General features: G+C 46.7%; 17 protein-coding genes, 1 tRNA gene and 1 other RNA gene. 6 read left to right on the plus strand and 13 right to left on the minus strand.

Annotated features, from left to right (window positions below; all coding sequences use genetic code 11):
- Positions 1 to 67: 67 nt before the first annotated feature.
- Positions 68 to 826 carry a DUF128 domain-containing protein gene (locus ACR3I3_RS03955; protein WP_440953269.1) on the plus strand — a complete coding sequence of 253 codons (759 nt, stop codon included), beginning with the start codon at positions 68 to 70 and terminating at the stop codon, positions 824 to 826.
- Here the strand turns inward: ACR3I3_RS03955 and ACR3I3_RS03960 are convergent, their stop codons facing one another.
- Together ACR3I3_RS03960 and ACR3I3_RS03965 are read right to left on the minus strand one after the other, a co-directional pair.
- Complete coding sequence (locus ACR3I3_RS03960; protein WP_440953270.1) at positions 827 to 2215, minus strand: DHH family phosphoesterase; 1389 nt, start codon at positions 2213 to 2215, stop codon at positions 827 to 829.
- A 22-nt stretch (positions 2216 to 2237) separates the two neighbouring features.
- Complete coding sequence (locus tag ACR3I3_RS03965; protein ID WP_440953271.1) at positions 2238 to 2738, minus strand: hypothetical protein; 501 nt, start codon at positions 2736 to 2738, stop codon at positions 2238 to 2240.
- Between the two features lie 108 nt (positions 2739 to 2846).
- Here ACR3I3_RS03965 and ACR3I3_RS03970 point away from each other — a divergent pair, with 108 nt between their 5' ends.
- Together ACR3I3_RS03970 and ACR3I3_RS03975 are read left to right on the plus strand one after the other, a co-directional pair.
- Positions 2847 to 3026: a hypothetical protein gene (locus ACR3I3_RS03970; protein WP_440953272.1), complete on the plus strand. Its 180-nt coding sequence runs from the start codon at positions 2847 to 2849 to the stop codon at positions 3024 to 3026.
- A 53-nt stretch (positions 3027 to 3079) separates the two neighbouring features.
- A complete protein-coding gene (locus ACR3I3_RS03975) occupies positions 3080 to 3499 on the plus strand; it encodes a secondary thiamine-phosphate synthase enzyme YjbQ (RefSeq protein ID WP_440953273.1) in 420 nt (139 codons plus the stop codon).
- Between the two features lie 160 nt (positions 3500 to 3659).
- Here the strand turns inward: ACR3I3_RS03975 and ACR3I3_RS03980 are convergent, their stop codons facing one another.
- On the minus strand, positions 3660 to 4055 hold the full coding sequence (locus ACR3I3_RS03980) for a DUF1699 family protein (protein ID WP_440953274.1): 396 nt from the start codon (positions 4053 to 4055) through the stop codon (positions 3660 to 3662).
- A gap of 262 nt (positions 4056 to 4317) precedes the next feature.
- On the opposite strand from ACR3I3_RS03980, the gene ACR3I3_RS03985 reads away from it, so the two are divergent.
- Both ACR3I3_RS03985 and ACR3I3_RS03990 read left to right on the plus strand, forming a co-directional pair.
- On the plus strand, positions 4318 to 4983 hold the full coding sequence (locus ACR3I3_RS03985; RefSeq protein ID WP_440953275.1) for an MBL fold metallo-hydrolase: 666 nt from the start codon (positions 4318 to 4320) through the stop codon (positions 4981 to 4983).
- Positions 4984 to 5017: 34 nt separating this feature from the next.
- Positions 5018 to 5347: a ribonuclease P protein component 4 gene (locus tag ACR3I3_RS03990; protein ID WP_440953276.1), complete on the plus strand. Its 330-nt coding sequence runs from the start codon at positions 5018 to 5020 to the stop codon at positions 5345 to 5347.
- On the opposite strand, the gene ACR3I3_RS03995 is transcribed toward ACR3I3_RS03990, so the two are convergent.
- The 3 genes from ACR3I3_RS03995 to ffs all read right to left on the minus strand — a co-directional run bounded on the left by ACR3I3_RS03995 (position 5344) and on the right by ffs (position 6136).
- Positions 5344 to 5589, minus strand: a complete 246-nt coding sequence (locus tag ACR3I3_RS03995) for a hypothetical protein (RefSeq protein WP_440953277.1) — start codon at positions 5587 to 5589, stop codon at positions 5344 to 5346. The genes ACR3I3_RS03990 and ACR3I3_RS03995 overlap by 4 nt on opposite strands.
- Positions 5590 to 5657: 68 nt before the next feature.
- Positions 5658 to 5742, minus strand: a tRNA-Ser gene (locus ACR3I3_RS04000).
- Between the two features lie 79 nt (positions 5743 to 5821).
- Positions 5822 to 6136, minus strand: an RNA gene (gene ffs / locus ACR3I3_RS04005) — signal recognition particle sRNA.
- A 176-nt stretch (positions 6137 to 6312) separates the two neighbouring features.
- Here ffs and ACR3I3_RS04010 point away from each other — a divergent pair.
- Positions 6313 to 6552, plus strand: a complete 240-nt coding sequence (locus tag ACR3I3_RS04010) for a transcriptional regulator (protein ID WP_440953278.1) — start codon at positions 6313 to 6315, stop codon at positions 6550 to 6552.
- A 60-nt stretch (positions 6553 to 6612) separates the two neighbouring features.
- On the opposite strand, the gene ACR3I3_RS04015 is transcribed toward ACR3I3_RS04010, so the two are convergent.
- The 7 genes from ACR3I3_RS04015 to ACR3I3_RS04045 form a co-directional block, all read right to left on the minus strand.
- Positions 6613 to 7995, minus strand: coding sequence for an RAD55 family ATPase (locus ACR3I3_RS04015; protein ID WP_440953279.1), 1383 nt, complete (start codon positions 7993 to 7995; stop codon positions 6613 to 6615).
- A 106-nt stretch (positions 7996 to 8101) separates the two neighbouring features.
- Positions 8102 to 8368 (minus strand): exodeoxyribonuclease VII small subunit, encoded by a 267-nt coding sequence (gene xseB / locus ACR3I3_RS04020; RefSeq protein ID WP_440953280.1) that lies wholly within the window; start codon positions 8366 to 8368, stop codon positions 8102 to 8104.
- Positions 8369 to 8373: 5 nt separating this feature from the next.
- Positions 8374 to 9597 (minus strand): exodeoxyribonuclease VII large subunit, encoded by a 1224-nt coding sequence (gene xseA / locus ACR3I3_RS04025; protein WP_440953281.1) that lies wholly within the window; start codon positions 9595 to 9597, stop codon positions 8374 to 8376.
- 137 nt (positions 9598 to 9734) lie between these two features.
- Entirely contained in the window at positions 9735 to 10751 is a 1017-nt protein-coding gene (locus ACR3I3_RS04030; RefSeq protein WP_440953282.1) for a Coenzyme F420 hydrogenase/dehydrogenase, beta subunit C-terminal domain, read from the minus strand.
- 4 nt (positions 10752 to 10755) lie between these two features.
- Positions 10756 to 11499, minus strand: a complete 744-nt coding sequence (locus ACR3I3_RS04035) for a hypothetical protein (protein ID WP_440953283.1) — start codon at positions 11497 to 11499, stop codon at positions 10756 to 10758.
- Positions 11500 to 11503: 4 nt separating this feature from the next.
- Positions 11504 to 13015, minus strand: coding sequence for a glutamate synthase-related protein (locus tag ACR3I3_RS04040; RefSeq protein ID WP_440953284.1), 1512 nt, complete (start codon positions 13013 to 13015; stop codon positions 11504 to 11506).
- Positions 13012 to 14064: a class II glutamine amidotransferase gene (locus ACR3I3_RS04045; protein WP_440953285.1), complete on the minus strand. Its 1053-nt coding sequence runs from the start codon at positions 14062 to 14064 to the stop codon at positions 13012 to 13014. Before ACR3I3_RS04045 ends, ACR3I3_RS04040 begins: the two co-directional genes overlap by 4 nt.
- Positions 14065 to 14075 lie beyond the last annotated feature (11 nt).

Consider the following 14075-nt stretch of genomic DNA (forward strand, 5'->3'; position numbering starts at 1 on the left):
AGTATCTTCATACACAAAACTATAATAGGGTAATTTCCCTATTCTATGGAAACGACAAGGTGCTCCCATGATCAAAAAACCACATCGTGTCCAGTTCACATCATCACGTATCGAAGACCTGATGTTCAGGACCACATTCGATCCGGTCGCAATGGAAGGCGAGGTTATTGTTAACGTTTCTCTGGTTAAGGAGGAGGACCTTGGTCCTGTTCTGGATATTTATTCACTCGTTATGCGAAACGGTCTGTCCGTCAGTCCTTTCCTCAAGATTATTGAAGGTGGAAATTCCATAGGGAATTTCAAGGTATCTAAGGGTGATGTGGGTCTCGCAACGGTTTGCAGTATCACTATTGACGGTGTCCTTCTAAAAGGCGGTGTGATGATCAATCCAAAGCTTGGGGGAGTTGTTCAGATCAAGAACGGTCATCCTGTGAGGTTCACGGATGTTGTTACCTATGTAAGCACGACCATTGATCCTCTGGAAGTATTGATGTCTCAGGATATCACTTCAGTGACCCAGATGCTGAGGACAGGTTCAGGCAAGATCCTTGCCAATCTTCGTGAAGCACCGCTGATCGCAAGGGATGATATCGACCATATACTTTCGGATATGCTTGATGCAGGCATCAGTGGTATAATGGAGGTGGGGGAGCCAAATTCCCGTGTACTTGATGTTCCTGTGGAAAGGGATCACTTGGGCGTTGTTGTCATTGGCGGTACCAACCCCATGGCAATGGCAAAAGAGCAGGGATTTGAAGTGCGCACAAGTGCAATGTCAGCCTTGATAGACATCAATGAGCTGAAGCACATCGATGACTTCCTCTGATCATTTTTTGCGCAATTGTTCTCCTATTACACTGTCCAGTCTCTGAAGGAACTTTTCTTTTACGTCATATGGTATGGTTGCACCTGCTGCGATATCATGCCCACCGCCTGCTCCGCCTACCTCTGCAGTTGTGATCGCCATAGCTTCCGAAAGGTTCAGGCCTTTCCTGATCAGGTCCTGTGTGCCACGAGCTGAGACCTTGACACCATCCTTTGCATCCGCAAATGCTATTATTGGAAGGGACCTGTTCCCTGCTACCGACGTGCTCATTCCCGCAATGATGCCGACAATTGTTTCCATTATATTGGAGCCTGCATCGAAGTACTGGAGGTTTTTCATTTCGGTGATCCCGTTCTCCTTGACGAACATCAGGCCGTTAACAAGGTTCTGCCTGTGCTCGGTTAATAGCTGACGGGCGGATTCGTATGCCTGGTCACGGTCGCCCATGCAGACTGCAAGGCCGATATCTGCATGTCCATAGCGTGCTGTGGCATTAAGTAGGGTGGAATATTCGGACGCATCTCTCATTTCCGTACCTTCCTTTTCATTCATGAGGATGTAGACCTCCCCGATGAGCCTTTCGATCTTGTAGGGCGGCAGGCCTGAGCGCAGGGAATATTGTATCAGTGCCGAGACGATCTTCTGCTTGTCATCCTGCTCAAGGTCTATCCATCTCCTCCAGCGTTCGTCCTTGCTGAATCGTATTCCAAGGTCGTGGAGGAACTCTATACACGCATCCTCATTTCCGGTAAGTCCCGGCAGGTACGGGTCGGATGCGAACTGAAGAAGTTTGAAGACTGGTCGGGTCTGCTTTCCAAAGAGCATTATGTCCTTCTCGTAATGCAGGTTTCCTACCTTTGTGCCTTCTTCGAGTATGTGGCGGTTGATGCCTGTGAGATGTCCCTTTTTCAAATGCTGGAGGTCTCCTATGGCTCCGACTATTGCAAGATCTGCAAGGTCGCGGTTGTCACCCAGGGCATTTGCAAGCATATATGTCATTCCGGAGCCGCTGAGCTCGTATGATCCATTGAACCCGAAAAGGTGGGGGTTCAGGTGATGTTCCAGTTCTCCCCTTGGCTGATGGTGGTCAGATATTACTGAATTAATGCCGTGTGAGTTGAGGCTTTCTATCATCCCGCTTCCCAGATCTGTGAATATGGCAAGCTCCGGGTTCTCATTGGCAATAGCCTCTATTTCTATCTCATCGAGCTGCTTGACAAAATGGATTGTGTGTTCGATGCCTGCTCTCTCAAGGGCTTTTCCGATTATGCCTGCTGATGTAAGGCCGTCAGCATCGATATGTGATACCACATATACAGAATCGTATTTCTGTATTTCAGATGAACATTTCAAAGCTTTTGTCCTGATCTGCTGGATTTTTTCGATCATTTGTGAACTCCATTATGGTATTTTATTCAATGATCCTCTCCCCGCCTCTCCATTTTTGAGGTTCGATGAGGTAATGCCCGCCTTTCCTTTCGATCGGTGGGTATGTCTGTATCTCTTCAATTGTGTATTTTCGGGATTCTTCGTCATGGAACCTCTTGTAGAGTTCATCCCATGGGATTATGTGTGCCTTTCTTGCACATCCCGTGCCCATTCTAAGTTCTACTGCCAGATATCCGGTCCTGCCGGACCTCCTCAGGAATTCGGATATGCGGTCTATCTGATGTGCACCTTTTTTGTCCACTGTAAAATGTTGGGTAAAGTAGAGTGCGTTGGCTCCCTTTTCAACCGATATGCTCTTGCATTCTATTCCGATGTAGTAGTCCGGGTTCAGGGAGTCTACCAGGACATCCAGGAACTGCGGCGTGAAGCGGTGCTGTTTAAGGCGGTGCGCTATCCCCCTTATGTTGTTCTCTTCAAAAAAAGTATTGAACGACTGTACAAGTTCCCTCTCGAAATCTGTCATATCATAACATATTATGTCTTTTCATTTAGATATTATTGGCATCTTTAAAATGTTGTTCTTTTCAGGTCGGCGTTACATTGATGTATCAATGATGTAATTTAGGGTATTATGGAAAAGAAAATAATGGAGATCGTTCTGGGTATAGGTTCTGTTCTCATGTTCATTATACTGCTGATACTTGTGCATCGTACTGGAATTGACCCGCAGGGTTATGGTTTTACAGGAGCTCTTATGCTTTTCGTACTTGCGGTATCATTTGCCGGTATCCAGATCACTCGTATGGAATAAAAAGGCTGTATAAGGCAAAAAGACTCCTGAGGTCTGTCTAAAAGGTGAATGTCATGGCGGTTCAGACGGGATATCTGAAATATGGGACAACAGGCGATTCTCAGATCATTGATATAACTGAAGATGTCATTGGCCTGGTGAGCTCTTCTGGCATTGGTAATGGTATTGTTACTGTTTTTGCAGCAGGTTCTACTGTTGCAGTTACAACTCTTGAGTATGAACCGGGACTTATCCATGACCTGCAGCAGGCACTTGAACGTATTGCACCCCTGGATATTGAATATAAGCACAATGAACGATGGCATGATGGTAATGGTCATTCACACGTGCGTGCGTCCCTTCTGGGGCAGAGCGAGTCATTCCCTTTGATCGATGGCCGGCTCCTTCTTGGAACCTGGCAGCAGATCATTTTCATAGATCTGGATAACAAACCACGGTCCCGTAAAGTGGTTGTTCAGATGGTCGGTGAATAGGTCTGATAATCAGTTTAATGGATCTCTCAGATCGAACTATTTGTGATTGAATTGAATTGAGTTAAATTGGATCACAATCAAAAAAGGTGGTGGAGGCTGCCATTTTTCAGGCAGTCCCATTCGTTTTTCAGCTTTTTGTCGTTTTTTAAATGGGCAGTATTTACTGCTTCATAAGGAATTCGATGAAATCTGGACTGAGCCTTGTTTCCCTGACCATTTTCTCATTGATCTCTTCTTCGGAAAGGCCTTCGTTCCTGTAGTCCTTTATGCGGTCATATACGCTCTGTGAAACCTCAGAGTATTCGTTGATGTCTTTTCTGTGACCCCATACGTCACCTTCGAGAAGATCGATCCCCTGCATCTCAAGGTACATCTTGGCAGACTTTGATATTGTTTTCTTGTATGAGCTTGGGATGTGCAGTGCTTTAACACCCGGGCATTTTACAACCAGTGAGAAGATGTCTGTGTTTGATGGTCTGAATGCAAGGTGGACAATCTCTTCGTTCTCGCTTAATGACTGGATCTCTTCTTTTGAACTTACAACTCTGATCTTCATTTTTAGTCACGTCCTTTTTTTAGAGTATGTAAATATTCTCGCGGTCATTTTCAAATATATTTACACACAACTCCTTGTTGTATATACAATACTCTCTTCTATATAAAGATTATCGAGCAATTTTTCAAAAAATTACGCGGTTTTATCATCTGATGGGGATTTTGTGTAAAGGAATTCGGCAGTTTTAAAAGACATTGTGTTGTTCTCACATTCGGACTAAGGTGAAGTTTCATTGATGTAATGGTTTCATGGAGAGTATTTTATGAGAAGTATACAGGTCGGTAGCGTCCTTATAGAGTGGCTTGGTCATGCCGGTTTCCTATTGAAGGGACAGGGCAGGGTCATATTCATAGATCCTTATGTGGTTCCGGATGACCTCGATGTCGGGGAAGGTGCGGATATAATTCTGCTTACACACGAACATTTTGATCACTGCAATCCTGAATCGATAAGGCAGGTGCGTGGTAGTATGACAACAACTCTCATTCCTGAGAATATGAGCTTAAAGTTCAGGGGCGATGCAAGGAGGGTAATTGAAGGCGATATCCTGGACGGTGCCCTCGCGATAAAAGGCGTTAACATCGAAGTGGTGCCTGCATATAATCTGCAAAAGCCTAACCATCCACGCGGGGATGGGGTGGGATATATCGTGGAACTTGACGGGATCAGGATATACCATGCAGGGGATTCAGACCTCATTCCGGAAATGAAGGACATTAAGGCGGACGTTGTCCTTCTGCCTATTAGTGAGGCCTATACGATGGGCGAAGAAGACGCATCGGAAGTTGCCGCGATGATCGGTCCGCGGGTTGCGATCCCAATGCATTATGGTTGTGTGGAGGGAACTGAGGCTGATCCGCAAAGGTTTAAGGAACTTGTGAACGAAAAGGCTCCTGATATAGAAGTTATAATTCTCCAGGACAGGTAACCGGGGGAAGTGTAATACTCATAGGTATTTTTGTATGGCACGAAAAAAGAAGGATCAAAAGAACCTTATAAAGGACATTGCAGGCCAGAGGATAGAATATCTTTTCAGGCTTGCAGAAGAAAGTTATGCCACCAGCCCGGAAAGGAGTAACCGGTATATATCTCTGGCAAGACGCATTGCTATGAGGTATCGTGTAAGGTTTCCCTCATTTCTGAAGCGCAGGATCTGCAAGGATTGCCACTCTTTTCTCGTACCGGGCAGCAGTTCGAGGATAAGGCTTCATGGCAGGTATATGACAATAACCTGCCTTAAATGTGGGAAAGAAATGCGCTATCCTTACAGATCTGGCGGTAAATCAGATTAATTGCCTGTAACAATGTTCAGGAGCCTGACAATAAGGTATGCTGCAAGTATCATTCCAAGTCCCATGATCGCAAAGATCAGAAGGTTCCTGATCACAACATCTTTTTCAGATCCTGCTCTGATACCAAAGGCTCCGCACGTGCCGCCTGAACAGCCACCGCATGCGCTGGGTGTCTGTACAGGTATTTCCTTTTCTTCAGGCATTTCACTGAGTACGGTGATAGTTGGTTTTGTTTTTGGCATGATATTCGCCTGCAATGGTTATATCTGAATTATATGTTCCATTATGGGTATAATTATGTATAAAAAAGCGACGAGAGGGGGATTCGAACCCCCGAGGTGCAAGGCACCACAGGATTAGCAATCCTGCGCCATACCGGGCTTGGCTATCTCGTCATCGTATCAGCATGTTATTACCATGCCTGCACCTAAAAGGCAATAGCAATATTTAATGCTTTTCGTTTGAAGTTCAAAGTGACGGGCACGCCGCGAGTTGCTGTTCCTCACACAACCAAATGATCTGTGACCTCTCCTCCACCCCGCAGCCCTACAAGCGACAAGCGTCCACGGTAGGTCTGCTCCCTTCCGGGCCTCGACTGGTTCCCACAGTAAAGATAAAAGAACCAATTCTCCAATTAGTTCTTCTACCAACGCCATCCAAGCAGGACGGGGCTTCTCAGTTGAGATCACAGGTTTGGAAATGATTAAAACAACGTCTTTTGGCTTCGTCTCCCGCATATCGGCGATTTCGGGTTACAGGTAACGCCGGCCTACCCAGACTAGCCCGTCAAGGCATACATATGCCTTACAGGTAATAAAAGTATTCCTCTCTGACGTTCTGAATTATGGATTATTGGTATGTTTTTATATAATGGGCCTTTACAGGATGTAAAATATAGTGTACTGCATGTTTATTGTAAGTAAATATCTATATAATGTAGCGCTATATACTGTTATGGTGATTTCATGGATGAACTAATGGGTTTTGTGACCGGTAATAAGAACCGGCAGAAATTACTGGCTCTTCTTGGCTCCAAAGGGGAGATGGATGCAGCACGTATTGCAAAGAATATGCATGTGGTAAAACCATCCGTTGACAGGATACTTGCCGAGCTTGTAGAAAAGGAAATGCTGAGCGAAAATGACGGAATGTACTCCCTCACGGAGCTTGGTACCACTATTGAGAGATCAATTCATTCTATCTGATAAAAAAGTACTATGAGAGTTATTTACTATCTCTCACATTTTTGTTTTTAATATTATCCTTTAATGGATAACATCACAGTTGATCTCTATTCCAGTATCTGATATTGCGTACTCACGCATGTTAAGTGCATGTTTGGAACCTTTGCACTTGATTATCCTGATATACCTCTTAACTTCATTTGAGTATACGACCTGTCTGACCGTAACAACAGTATCCACAATAAATGAGGCATCCTTGCTCATGATCCTGTCATTTTCCTGTGAGGACATCTCAGTGGTAATTACCGATGTCACTCCTTTTGTCTTAAGGTAGGATGTAAGTCTCTGGAGGTATCCGCGGAGTTTGATAATATCCGGGAATGTTATCTCAAGGTTGATCAGTCCATCCACAAAAAGCCTTGTAGCCCCCATGCTTTCCACAAGTTCTTTTATCCTTGTGGCATGCTCATCCGGATGAATGTCCTCCGGGTTTGCGTGTATGAATTTCAGTGTTCCTGAATCTACATACTTTTGCATGTCACATCCGAATTTTCCTGCTTCACGGATGATCTGTTGTGGAAGTTCGTTGTATGTTACTAATATGCTATTTTCCCCGTTCTTCAGTCCTTCGATAAGGAAATGCCATCCGAATATACTTTTTCCGGTCCCTGGTTCACCTGCAATAAGCACGCTGTTGCCTGCGATCATTCCGCCGTGGAGCATAAGGTCAAAGTTCTCATTTCCGGATTTTATCTTTGTCTCTGTAAGACTGTCTACGCTTTCCACGATCAGACGGGGGTATGCTGTAAATCCTCCTGAGCTTACATCATAACTGTATTCGCGGGCTGTACACTTTGCCCGGCTTTCAGGCTCTATCCCAAGCATCTTCAGAACCCTCAGTTTATGGGCAGTATGATATCCTGAGTTCTCTTTTGAGAGGTAGATGATCCCGTCTGTAAGATGGCTGGCGACATTTCCGTGTATCTGGTCTTCCAGAAGTTCTCCGGTGAGCATGACAAAGGCATTCGATTCCTTGAGCATTGAATCCAGGGTGTAGAAGAAGCGTCTTCTTTCCTGTTCGACAAAACCAAATCCAATGGGTGTTATCGGATCAATTACCAGACGGTCAGGATTTTCCGATGTGATCACATTTCCAATGTCTATCAATGTGCTCAATGGGTCCTTTTCAGCTGCAGGCCTGCTTATTGGGTATACCATGACGTTATCATCAAGGAACGGGTATATGGAATGTAGTCTCTCTTCCTTACCGGTAGTCTCTGTTGTAAGGGGAATGTATAGTGTCTTCTCTCCCTTTTTTGCAGCATTCGATAGCATCTGAAGTGCCATTGTGGTCTTGCCAACTCCTGCCGTACCTGCGATCAATATAATAGATGGTTTCCTGAAGCCTCCCAGGATGTCATCAAGACCATCGATACAACATGACAAATTTTGAACTTCTGACATTGTAATTTTCCATATGGATAAAGGGTTACTTATAATTTCTTGATTTTATGTTCCTAAGGTGTATAAAAAGAATATCCTGTATTTATGTCCCTTTTATATTCCCTGATCATTCTGTTTCACTGAAAGGTTCAGTCGTGAGCTTCCCGTTCTTTTCTATGAGCATCTCTATCTTCTTTTCAGAAGCCTCGATCTTCTGGTTACAGAGGAGTGCCAGTCTCATTCCTTTCTCGAATGTCCCTATGCTGTCGTCCAGTGTGAGTTGCCCTCTTTCAAGATGCTCGACAATTGTTTCCAGCTCCTCGAGAGCTTCTTCGAATGTGAGTTCGCCAATATTATCTTCACAGCTTTTTTCGATATTGTCTGTATTTGCCATGCGTTTCACCTCTCAAATGACAGGTACTTCTTCCTGTCAGCCTTTATATTCTTTACACCGCATTCCAGTATCCCATCGCTGACGATCACATCGATCTCATCTTCTTTCTTTATGCCGCAAACTTCCTTGATGACCTTCCCGCTTTCAGTGGATACTGCAATACTGTATCCTCTGCTGATGGTGTTCAGGGGACTTACCGAATTGAGCCTGGATGCCTGAAGCCTGAGCTCTGATGTCTTTTTCTCTACGATCCTCTCAATGGATGATGTCAATTTTGCTGTGAGCTCATCAAGGTGCTGGTAATCCTGTCTCAGGATGTCCATGAAATGCTCGGGTTCGATCTTTTCCTTAAGGTATTCCAGATGTCTCTTCTTTTCATATATCAGATGTCCTATTTCGCTCTCCATCCTCTGGGACAGGTTCTTGAGATGTCTTTTGACCTCACTTTTGTCAGGGACCACAAGTTCTGCAGCAGCAGAAGGCGTTGGTGCCCGCAGGTCTGCCGTAAAATCAGATATCGTAAAATCGGTTTCATGTCCAACCGCTGAAACAATAGGTTTTTTCGAATTGAAGATCGCTCTGGCAACTGCTTCCTCATTAAAGGACCACAGGTCTTCAAGTGATCCTCCTCCACGACCCACTATGATCACGTCAACATCGGTCCTGTTAAGCAGTTCAATGGACCTTGCGATACTTTCAGCAGACCTCTCTCCCTGTACTATTGTCGGGGAAAGCAGTATGTCAACAGGGTATCTGCGTCCGATCACATTAAGTATATCATGTATTGCGGCCCCTGTGGGAGAGGTTGCAACACCTATTTTCTTCGGGAACTTCGGGATGGATTGCTTGTGGATGGGGCTGAACAGTCCCTCCTTCTCAAGCTTTTCCTTGAGCTGCTCGTAAGCTTTGTATAATTCTCCTATCCCGTCAGGCCGCATATCCAGTACCCGTAACTGGTACTGACCCCGGATGGTGTATACGTCAATAGAGCCGAATACAAGGACCTTCATGTTCTTTTCAGGCTCAAAACGAAGTGTCCTGTTAACAGACCGGAAGCTTACACAGCTTATCTGGCTCTTTTCATCCTTGATAGTAAAATAGTAATGTCCTGAACTATGTTTAGTTAGATTTGAGATCTCTCCCTGTAGCCATATATTATTCAGGTTCGGATCAGTTGTCAGGATATTCCTGATAAAATTGTTCAGTTCGGTAACGGTATATGCAGGCATCGACACTTTCTCCAACTTCGTATGCCGTTATGTTCTACCTATTATTAGTATCTGCTGTGAGCACACTGAAAGTAATAGCTTGCAGCAATTGGCGAAAGGGAAAGTATCAGGCACATATGCCTGATATCTTTCATGGATCATGCTTTTCTTTTAGCTTTCTTGTTAGCGAGTGCTTCTATGGGCTTCAGGTCCACATTATCCGATACGGTAAGTTTTCCTTCATCAACTGCGCTCATGAAGAACTTGTTCCCCACCGGTGTGCGTATTATCAGTGTGGTTTCTCCTCCCGGGCTTCCAATGGACCCTGCGGAAATATCCGCGCCAGGGGCTGTCAGGTCGGTACAGATGGCACAACCGGGGCGTATGCAGTCCTCTACTTCGGAAAGCGGGATCGTATGGACCTCCCCTCTCTCTGTTGTGATCTCCAGTTTTCCGGGAATATCAAGGCGTTTGATCTGCCAGGGGTCTATCCCCATTTCCTTTTTGAACTTTCCTTCAACCATTTTCTCATAGTCGAACGTCTCAGTACAGAACAGGCCGATCATCAACCTTATGGAATCCCTGAAGGGACGTATCAGATCGTGCTCACTTTTACGCATCTGACTGATCGCCTGGACGACGCAAGGTACTCCCACTATCGCTATATTGCGGTACTTTTTTGTGATCACTGCTTCCTTCAGGGCAGAAAGTAGCGGTATCCACCAGTTGTACCGGCTGCCAGCCTGCTTTGCTATCATCTCGCTGGAGGTGATCAGTATTGACTTTGGCTTAAGGCTCCAGGGGTCCTCAGTAACGGTGATCACTGCGTCAACAAGCTCCTGTTCCAGTGCGTTCATGAGGATCGCGGTGACCGCACCTCCGCTCTGTTTCTTCTCAACATCGAAGTTTGCTGAAGCGGACACTATGTCAATGGAATTTCCGATTGTCTCGATCTTCCTTTCGTTCACTCTGGGACAGATCTCATAGCAGGCACCGCAGGGGACGCCGTCATTCTCTGATTTGCAGTATCCGTCATTCATCGGGTGTGTTGAATTCTCTCCTGTTTCAAAGAAAAGTGAGTTTGCCGGGCACACTGCAACACAGGCACCACAACATGCACACTTCCCGGTATGCCACACACTGTTCTCCAGATCAGTATAGTTCTTGTCATACATGTTATCACTCCCAGGTGTACTTGCCTGCGAACGGCCTGATGCTTGCAGGTACTATACAGGTGTAGTTCATATCCAGCAGTCCTGATGGATCCATATTGAAATGTTCACAGAACTCTTCCACGTATGGGGTTATCATCTCAAGCTCTTTTTCTCCGAACCTTGCTTTTTTAGCACCGATCCCCAGAAGCTCGTCTTTTACCTCTCCGCGGACAACGATCATTCCTCCGTGGATACCACTGCCTATCCCACGGTCAACCACAGGTTTGTCCTGTCCTATTCCGAGCACAAGGATAAGTCCGCCGGCCATGTATTCTCCCAGGAAGGAATGTGCAGTTCCTCCCACTACAAGAACGGGGCGGTGTTCCTCCTCGTATTGCTTCATGTGGATCCCGCCGCGGTATCCGATGTTCTTCTCCACGAAAAGTTTTCCGCCGCGCATACTGTGTGCTGCGGCATCTCCGGTGCTTCCATGGACAATTATAGTTCCACTGTCCATTGTGTTGCCTGGGGCATGGTCGCAGTTCCCGTTGACGATGCAGGTAGGCCCGTTCATGAACATTCCGAGGTCTCCTCCGGCAACTCCATTGATGGTTATCCTGACATCACCTTTCAGACCGTCAGCAATGAATCGCTGTCCTATTACATTGTTCAGGACTATCTCCTCTGCACCTTTCTTTACAGCCTCCCTTATCATCTCATTCAGCGGTGTATAGTGGATGTCCTTTGCATCGATCTCTACTTTTTTCATGTTATCAGGCCCCCACCGGCTTAACCTGCAGGACATCCAGCGTACCTTCGTCCAGCATATAGCCTCTCAGGCGACTTCTGTTGCTTCTCAAACTTTCTATACTGTTAATTCCGGCAGCTCCCATCAGCTCACTGAGCTCAAGCGTCCATGAGCGGATGAGGTTTGCTACATGCTCGGACTCGACCTCGGGGTCCAGGCGCTCAACGAGGTCCGGCCTCTGGGTTGCGATACCCCAGGGGCACATGCCTCTGTAGCACTGGCCGCATACACGGCAGCCCATTGCGATGAGTGCACCTGTTCCGATGTAGACTGCATCTGCTCCGAGGGCTATGGATTTTGCAATATCTGCACTGTTGCGGATACCTCCGCTTGCAATTACCGAGATCTTGTTCCTGATACCCTGGTCCTTGAGCTTCTGGTCAACGCTTGCAACAGCTGCTTCGATAGGGATGCCAACATTGTCCCTGAAGACCTTTGGCGTTGCTCCGCTACCTCCGCGGAATCCGTCAATTACAACGGCGTCTGCTGAGGATCGTGCGATACCTGCTGCAATTGCCGCAGCATTGTGGACAGCTGCGATCTTTACGAACACAGGTTTCTTCCATTCGGTAGCTTCCTTGAGACTTCTCACAAGCTGTGCGAGGTCTTCGATACTGTATATGTCATGGTGCGGCGCAGGGCTGATAGCGTCACTTCCCAGGGGTATCATACGGGTGCAGGATACGTCCTGACACACCTTTTCTCCGGGAAGGTGTCCTCCTATACCCGGCTTTGCACCCTGGCCGATCTTGATCTCAATAGCGGCTCCCCTTTCCAGGTAGTTGATGTCAACACCGAAACGACCGGATGCCACCTGTACGATCATGTTCTTCTGGTATGGGTAGATCGCCTTATGGAGACCTCCTTCGCCGGTTCCCATGAATGTTCCGGTCTTCTCCACAGCTTTCGCAAGGCTTAGCTGTGCGTTGAGGCTGATAGCGCCGTAGCTCATGTGGCCTATCATGATAGGGGTCTCAAGCTTGAGGTTGGGGGTGAGTTTGGTCAGCAGTTCTATATCGCCATTGTCCTTCTTTTTGATCTCCAGCTTTGATGGCTTTTTACCAAGATATGTGCGAAGCTCCATTGGTTCACGAAGAGGATCTATGCTCGGGTTCGTTACCTGACATGCATCGAGAACAAGCCTGTCGAAGATCACCGGGTATGGTTTTGCATTTCCCATTCCTGACAGGATGATCTTTCCGGTACGTGCCTGGTTGATGATATCCTCACGTGCCTCAGCGGTCCAGAGTGGATGGCTGCGATAGTCTACCGGCCTTTCCTGAAGGGATATGGCATCCCTGGGACACATGGAGATGCAGTGATGACATGCTGTACATTTGCGTGAATCGATAATGATCCTGTCATCTTCCCTGTGGAACACTCCATACGAACAGTTATCGATACAACGCATACAGTGCATGCATTGTTCACGGTCGATGCTGACCTTGTACTTAAGCGGTACACTTCCAAGGCTCATGTTTTGATCCTCCCTATAACAGGTTCTCCCGCTCTTGGCATGTAGATGTTATGGATATCGGGGTCCATCACGCGGATGGCAGCTTCCTCACTTGAAATGTAAAGGCGGTTCCCATTCTCTCCGATGACCAGCGGTCTGAGCTTGATCCTGTCTGTAAATCCTACTATTCCTTCATGTGTAGCCACCACAATTGCGAACGGTCCGTTCATGAGGGCGGGCCCGTAGGTGAGGCGGATGGCATGGTTTAGCTCCTGCTCCTTTTCAGGCATGTTGTCGATCTCATCCCAGAAAGGTGGTGCAAGTGCCTTCACAACAATGTCCTCCGGGAGTCCGTGCCTCCTTCCGAGGAGGTCGAAAAGGTATGCTACCACCTCGGTATCGGTGAACATGCTGCAGGTGTACCCATGGCTTTCCACATAACGTCTGTTGGTACCGTATGATGTGATCTCTCCATTGTGCACCACCGCCCAGTCAAGAAGGTTGAATGGATGTGCTCCTCCCCACCATCCGGGTGTGTTTGTGGGATAACGGTTGTGTGCAAGCCAGATGTATCCTTTGTAGTCCTGGATGCGATAGAAGTTGGCAACATCCTCAGGCCAGCCGGCAGCCTTGAAAACTCCCATGTTCTTTCCGGATGAGAATATCAGGGCACCCTGGATATTGGAATTCGTTTCCATTACAATGTGCTTGATGACATCGTCATCCGGGGTTGTGCTTCCTGACATCAGGTCACTGTAAGGCTTGAAGAAATATCTCCAGGGGATGTGGGTCCTTTTGAGGTTTTCCTGCTCGTATGTAGGGATAGCTTCCTGGTGGACGATCCTTCCCCATTTCTGGAGCATATGGTCAACCTTTGCCTTTGGTTCCACAAGGTTGTCAAAGAAGACGTGGATCGCATAACAGTCCTGGTAATCGGGGTAGATGCCGTATGCAGCATAACCTGCACCCTCGCCACTCCCCCTTTCATTCATAAGGCTTAGTGCATCGCGAATGCTGGATCCATCCATTAGTGCCCTTTTCCTGTCGATCACACCTATTATTCCACACATTTTCATCACCT

This window comes from Methanococcoides mangrovi, from assembly GCF_052057775.1.
In the GTDB taxonomy this organism is placed as follows: domain Archaea; phylum Halobacteriota; class Methanosarcinia; order Methanosarcinales; family Methanosarcinaceae; genus Methanococcoides.

Coding starts and splice junctions, on each gene's coding strand:
- ACR3I3_RS03955 (WP_440953269.1), top strand. CDS start 68: ATGATCAAAAAACCACATCGTGTCCAGTTCACATCATCACGTATCGAA.
- ACR3I3_RS03960 (WP_440953270.1), bottom strand. CDS start 2,215: ATGATCGAAAAAATCCAGCAGATCAGGACAAAAGCTTTGAAATGTTCA.
- ACR3I3_RS03965 (WP_440953271.1), bottom strand. CDS start 2,738: ATGACAGATTTCGAGAGGGAACTTGTACAGTCGTTCAATACTTTTTTT.
- ACR3I3_RS03970 (WP_440953272.1), top strand. CDS start 2,847: ATGGAAAAGAAAATAATGGAGATCGTTCTGGGTATAGGTTCTGTTCTC.
- ACR3I3_RS03975 (WP_440953273.1), top strand. CDS start 3,080: ATGGCGGTTCAGACGGGATATCTGAAATATGGGACAACAGGCGATTCT.
- ACR3I3_RS03980 (WP_440953274.1), bottom strand. CDS start 4,055: ATGAAGATCAGAGTTGTAAGTTCAAAAGAAGAGATCCAGTCATTAAGC.
- ACR3I3_RS03985 (WP_440953275.1), top strand. CDS start 4,318: ATGAGAAGTATACAGGTCGGTAGCGTCCTTATAGAGTGGCTTGGTCAT.
- ACR3I3_RS03990 (WP_440953276.1), top strand. CDS start 5,018: ATGGCACGAAAAAAGAAGGATCAAAAGAACCTTATAAAGGACATTGCA.
- ACR3I3_RS03995 (WP_440953277.1), bottom strand. CDS start 5,589: ATGCCAAAAACAAAACCAACTATCACCGTACTCAGTGAAATGCCTGAA.
- ACR3I3_RS04010 (WP_440953278.1), top strand. CDS start 6,313: ATGGATGAACTAATGGGTTTTGTGACCGGTAATAAGAACCGGCAGAAA.
- ACR3I3_RS04015 (WP_440953279.1), bottom strand. CDS start 7,995: ATGTCAGAAGTTCAAAATTTGTCATGTTGTATCGATGGTCTTGATGAC.
- xseB (WP_440953280.1), bottom strand. CDS start 8,368: ATGGCAAATACAGACAATATCGAAAAAAGCTGTGAAGATAATATTGGC.
- xseA (WP_440953281.1), bottom strand. CDS start 9,597: ATGCCTGCATATACCGTTACCGAACTGAACAATTTTATCAGGAATATC.
- ACR3I3_RS04030 (WP_440953282.1), bottom strand. CDS start 10,751: ATGTATGACAAGAACTATACTGATCTGGAGAACAGTGTGTGGCATACC.
- ACR3I3_RS04035 (WP_440953283.1), bottom strand. CDS start 11,499: ATGAAAAAAGTAGAGATCGATGCAAAGGACATCCACTATACACCGCTG.
- ACR3I3_RS04040 (WP_440953284.1), bottom strand. CDS start 13,015: ATGAGCCTTGGAAGTGTACCGCTTAAGTACAAGGTCAGCATCGACCGT.
- ACR3I3_RS04045 (WP_440953285.1), bottom strand. CDS start 14,064: ATGTGTGGAATAATAGGTGTGATCGACAGGAAAAGGGCACTAATGGAT.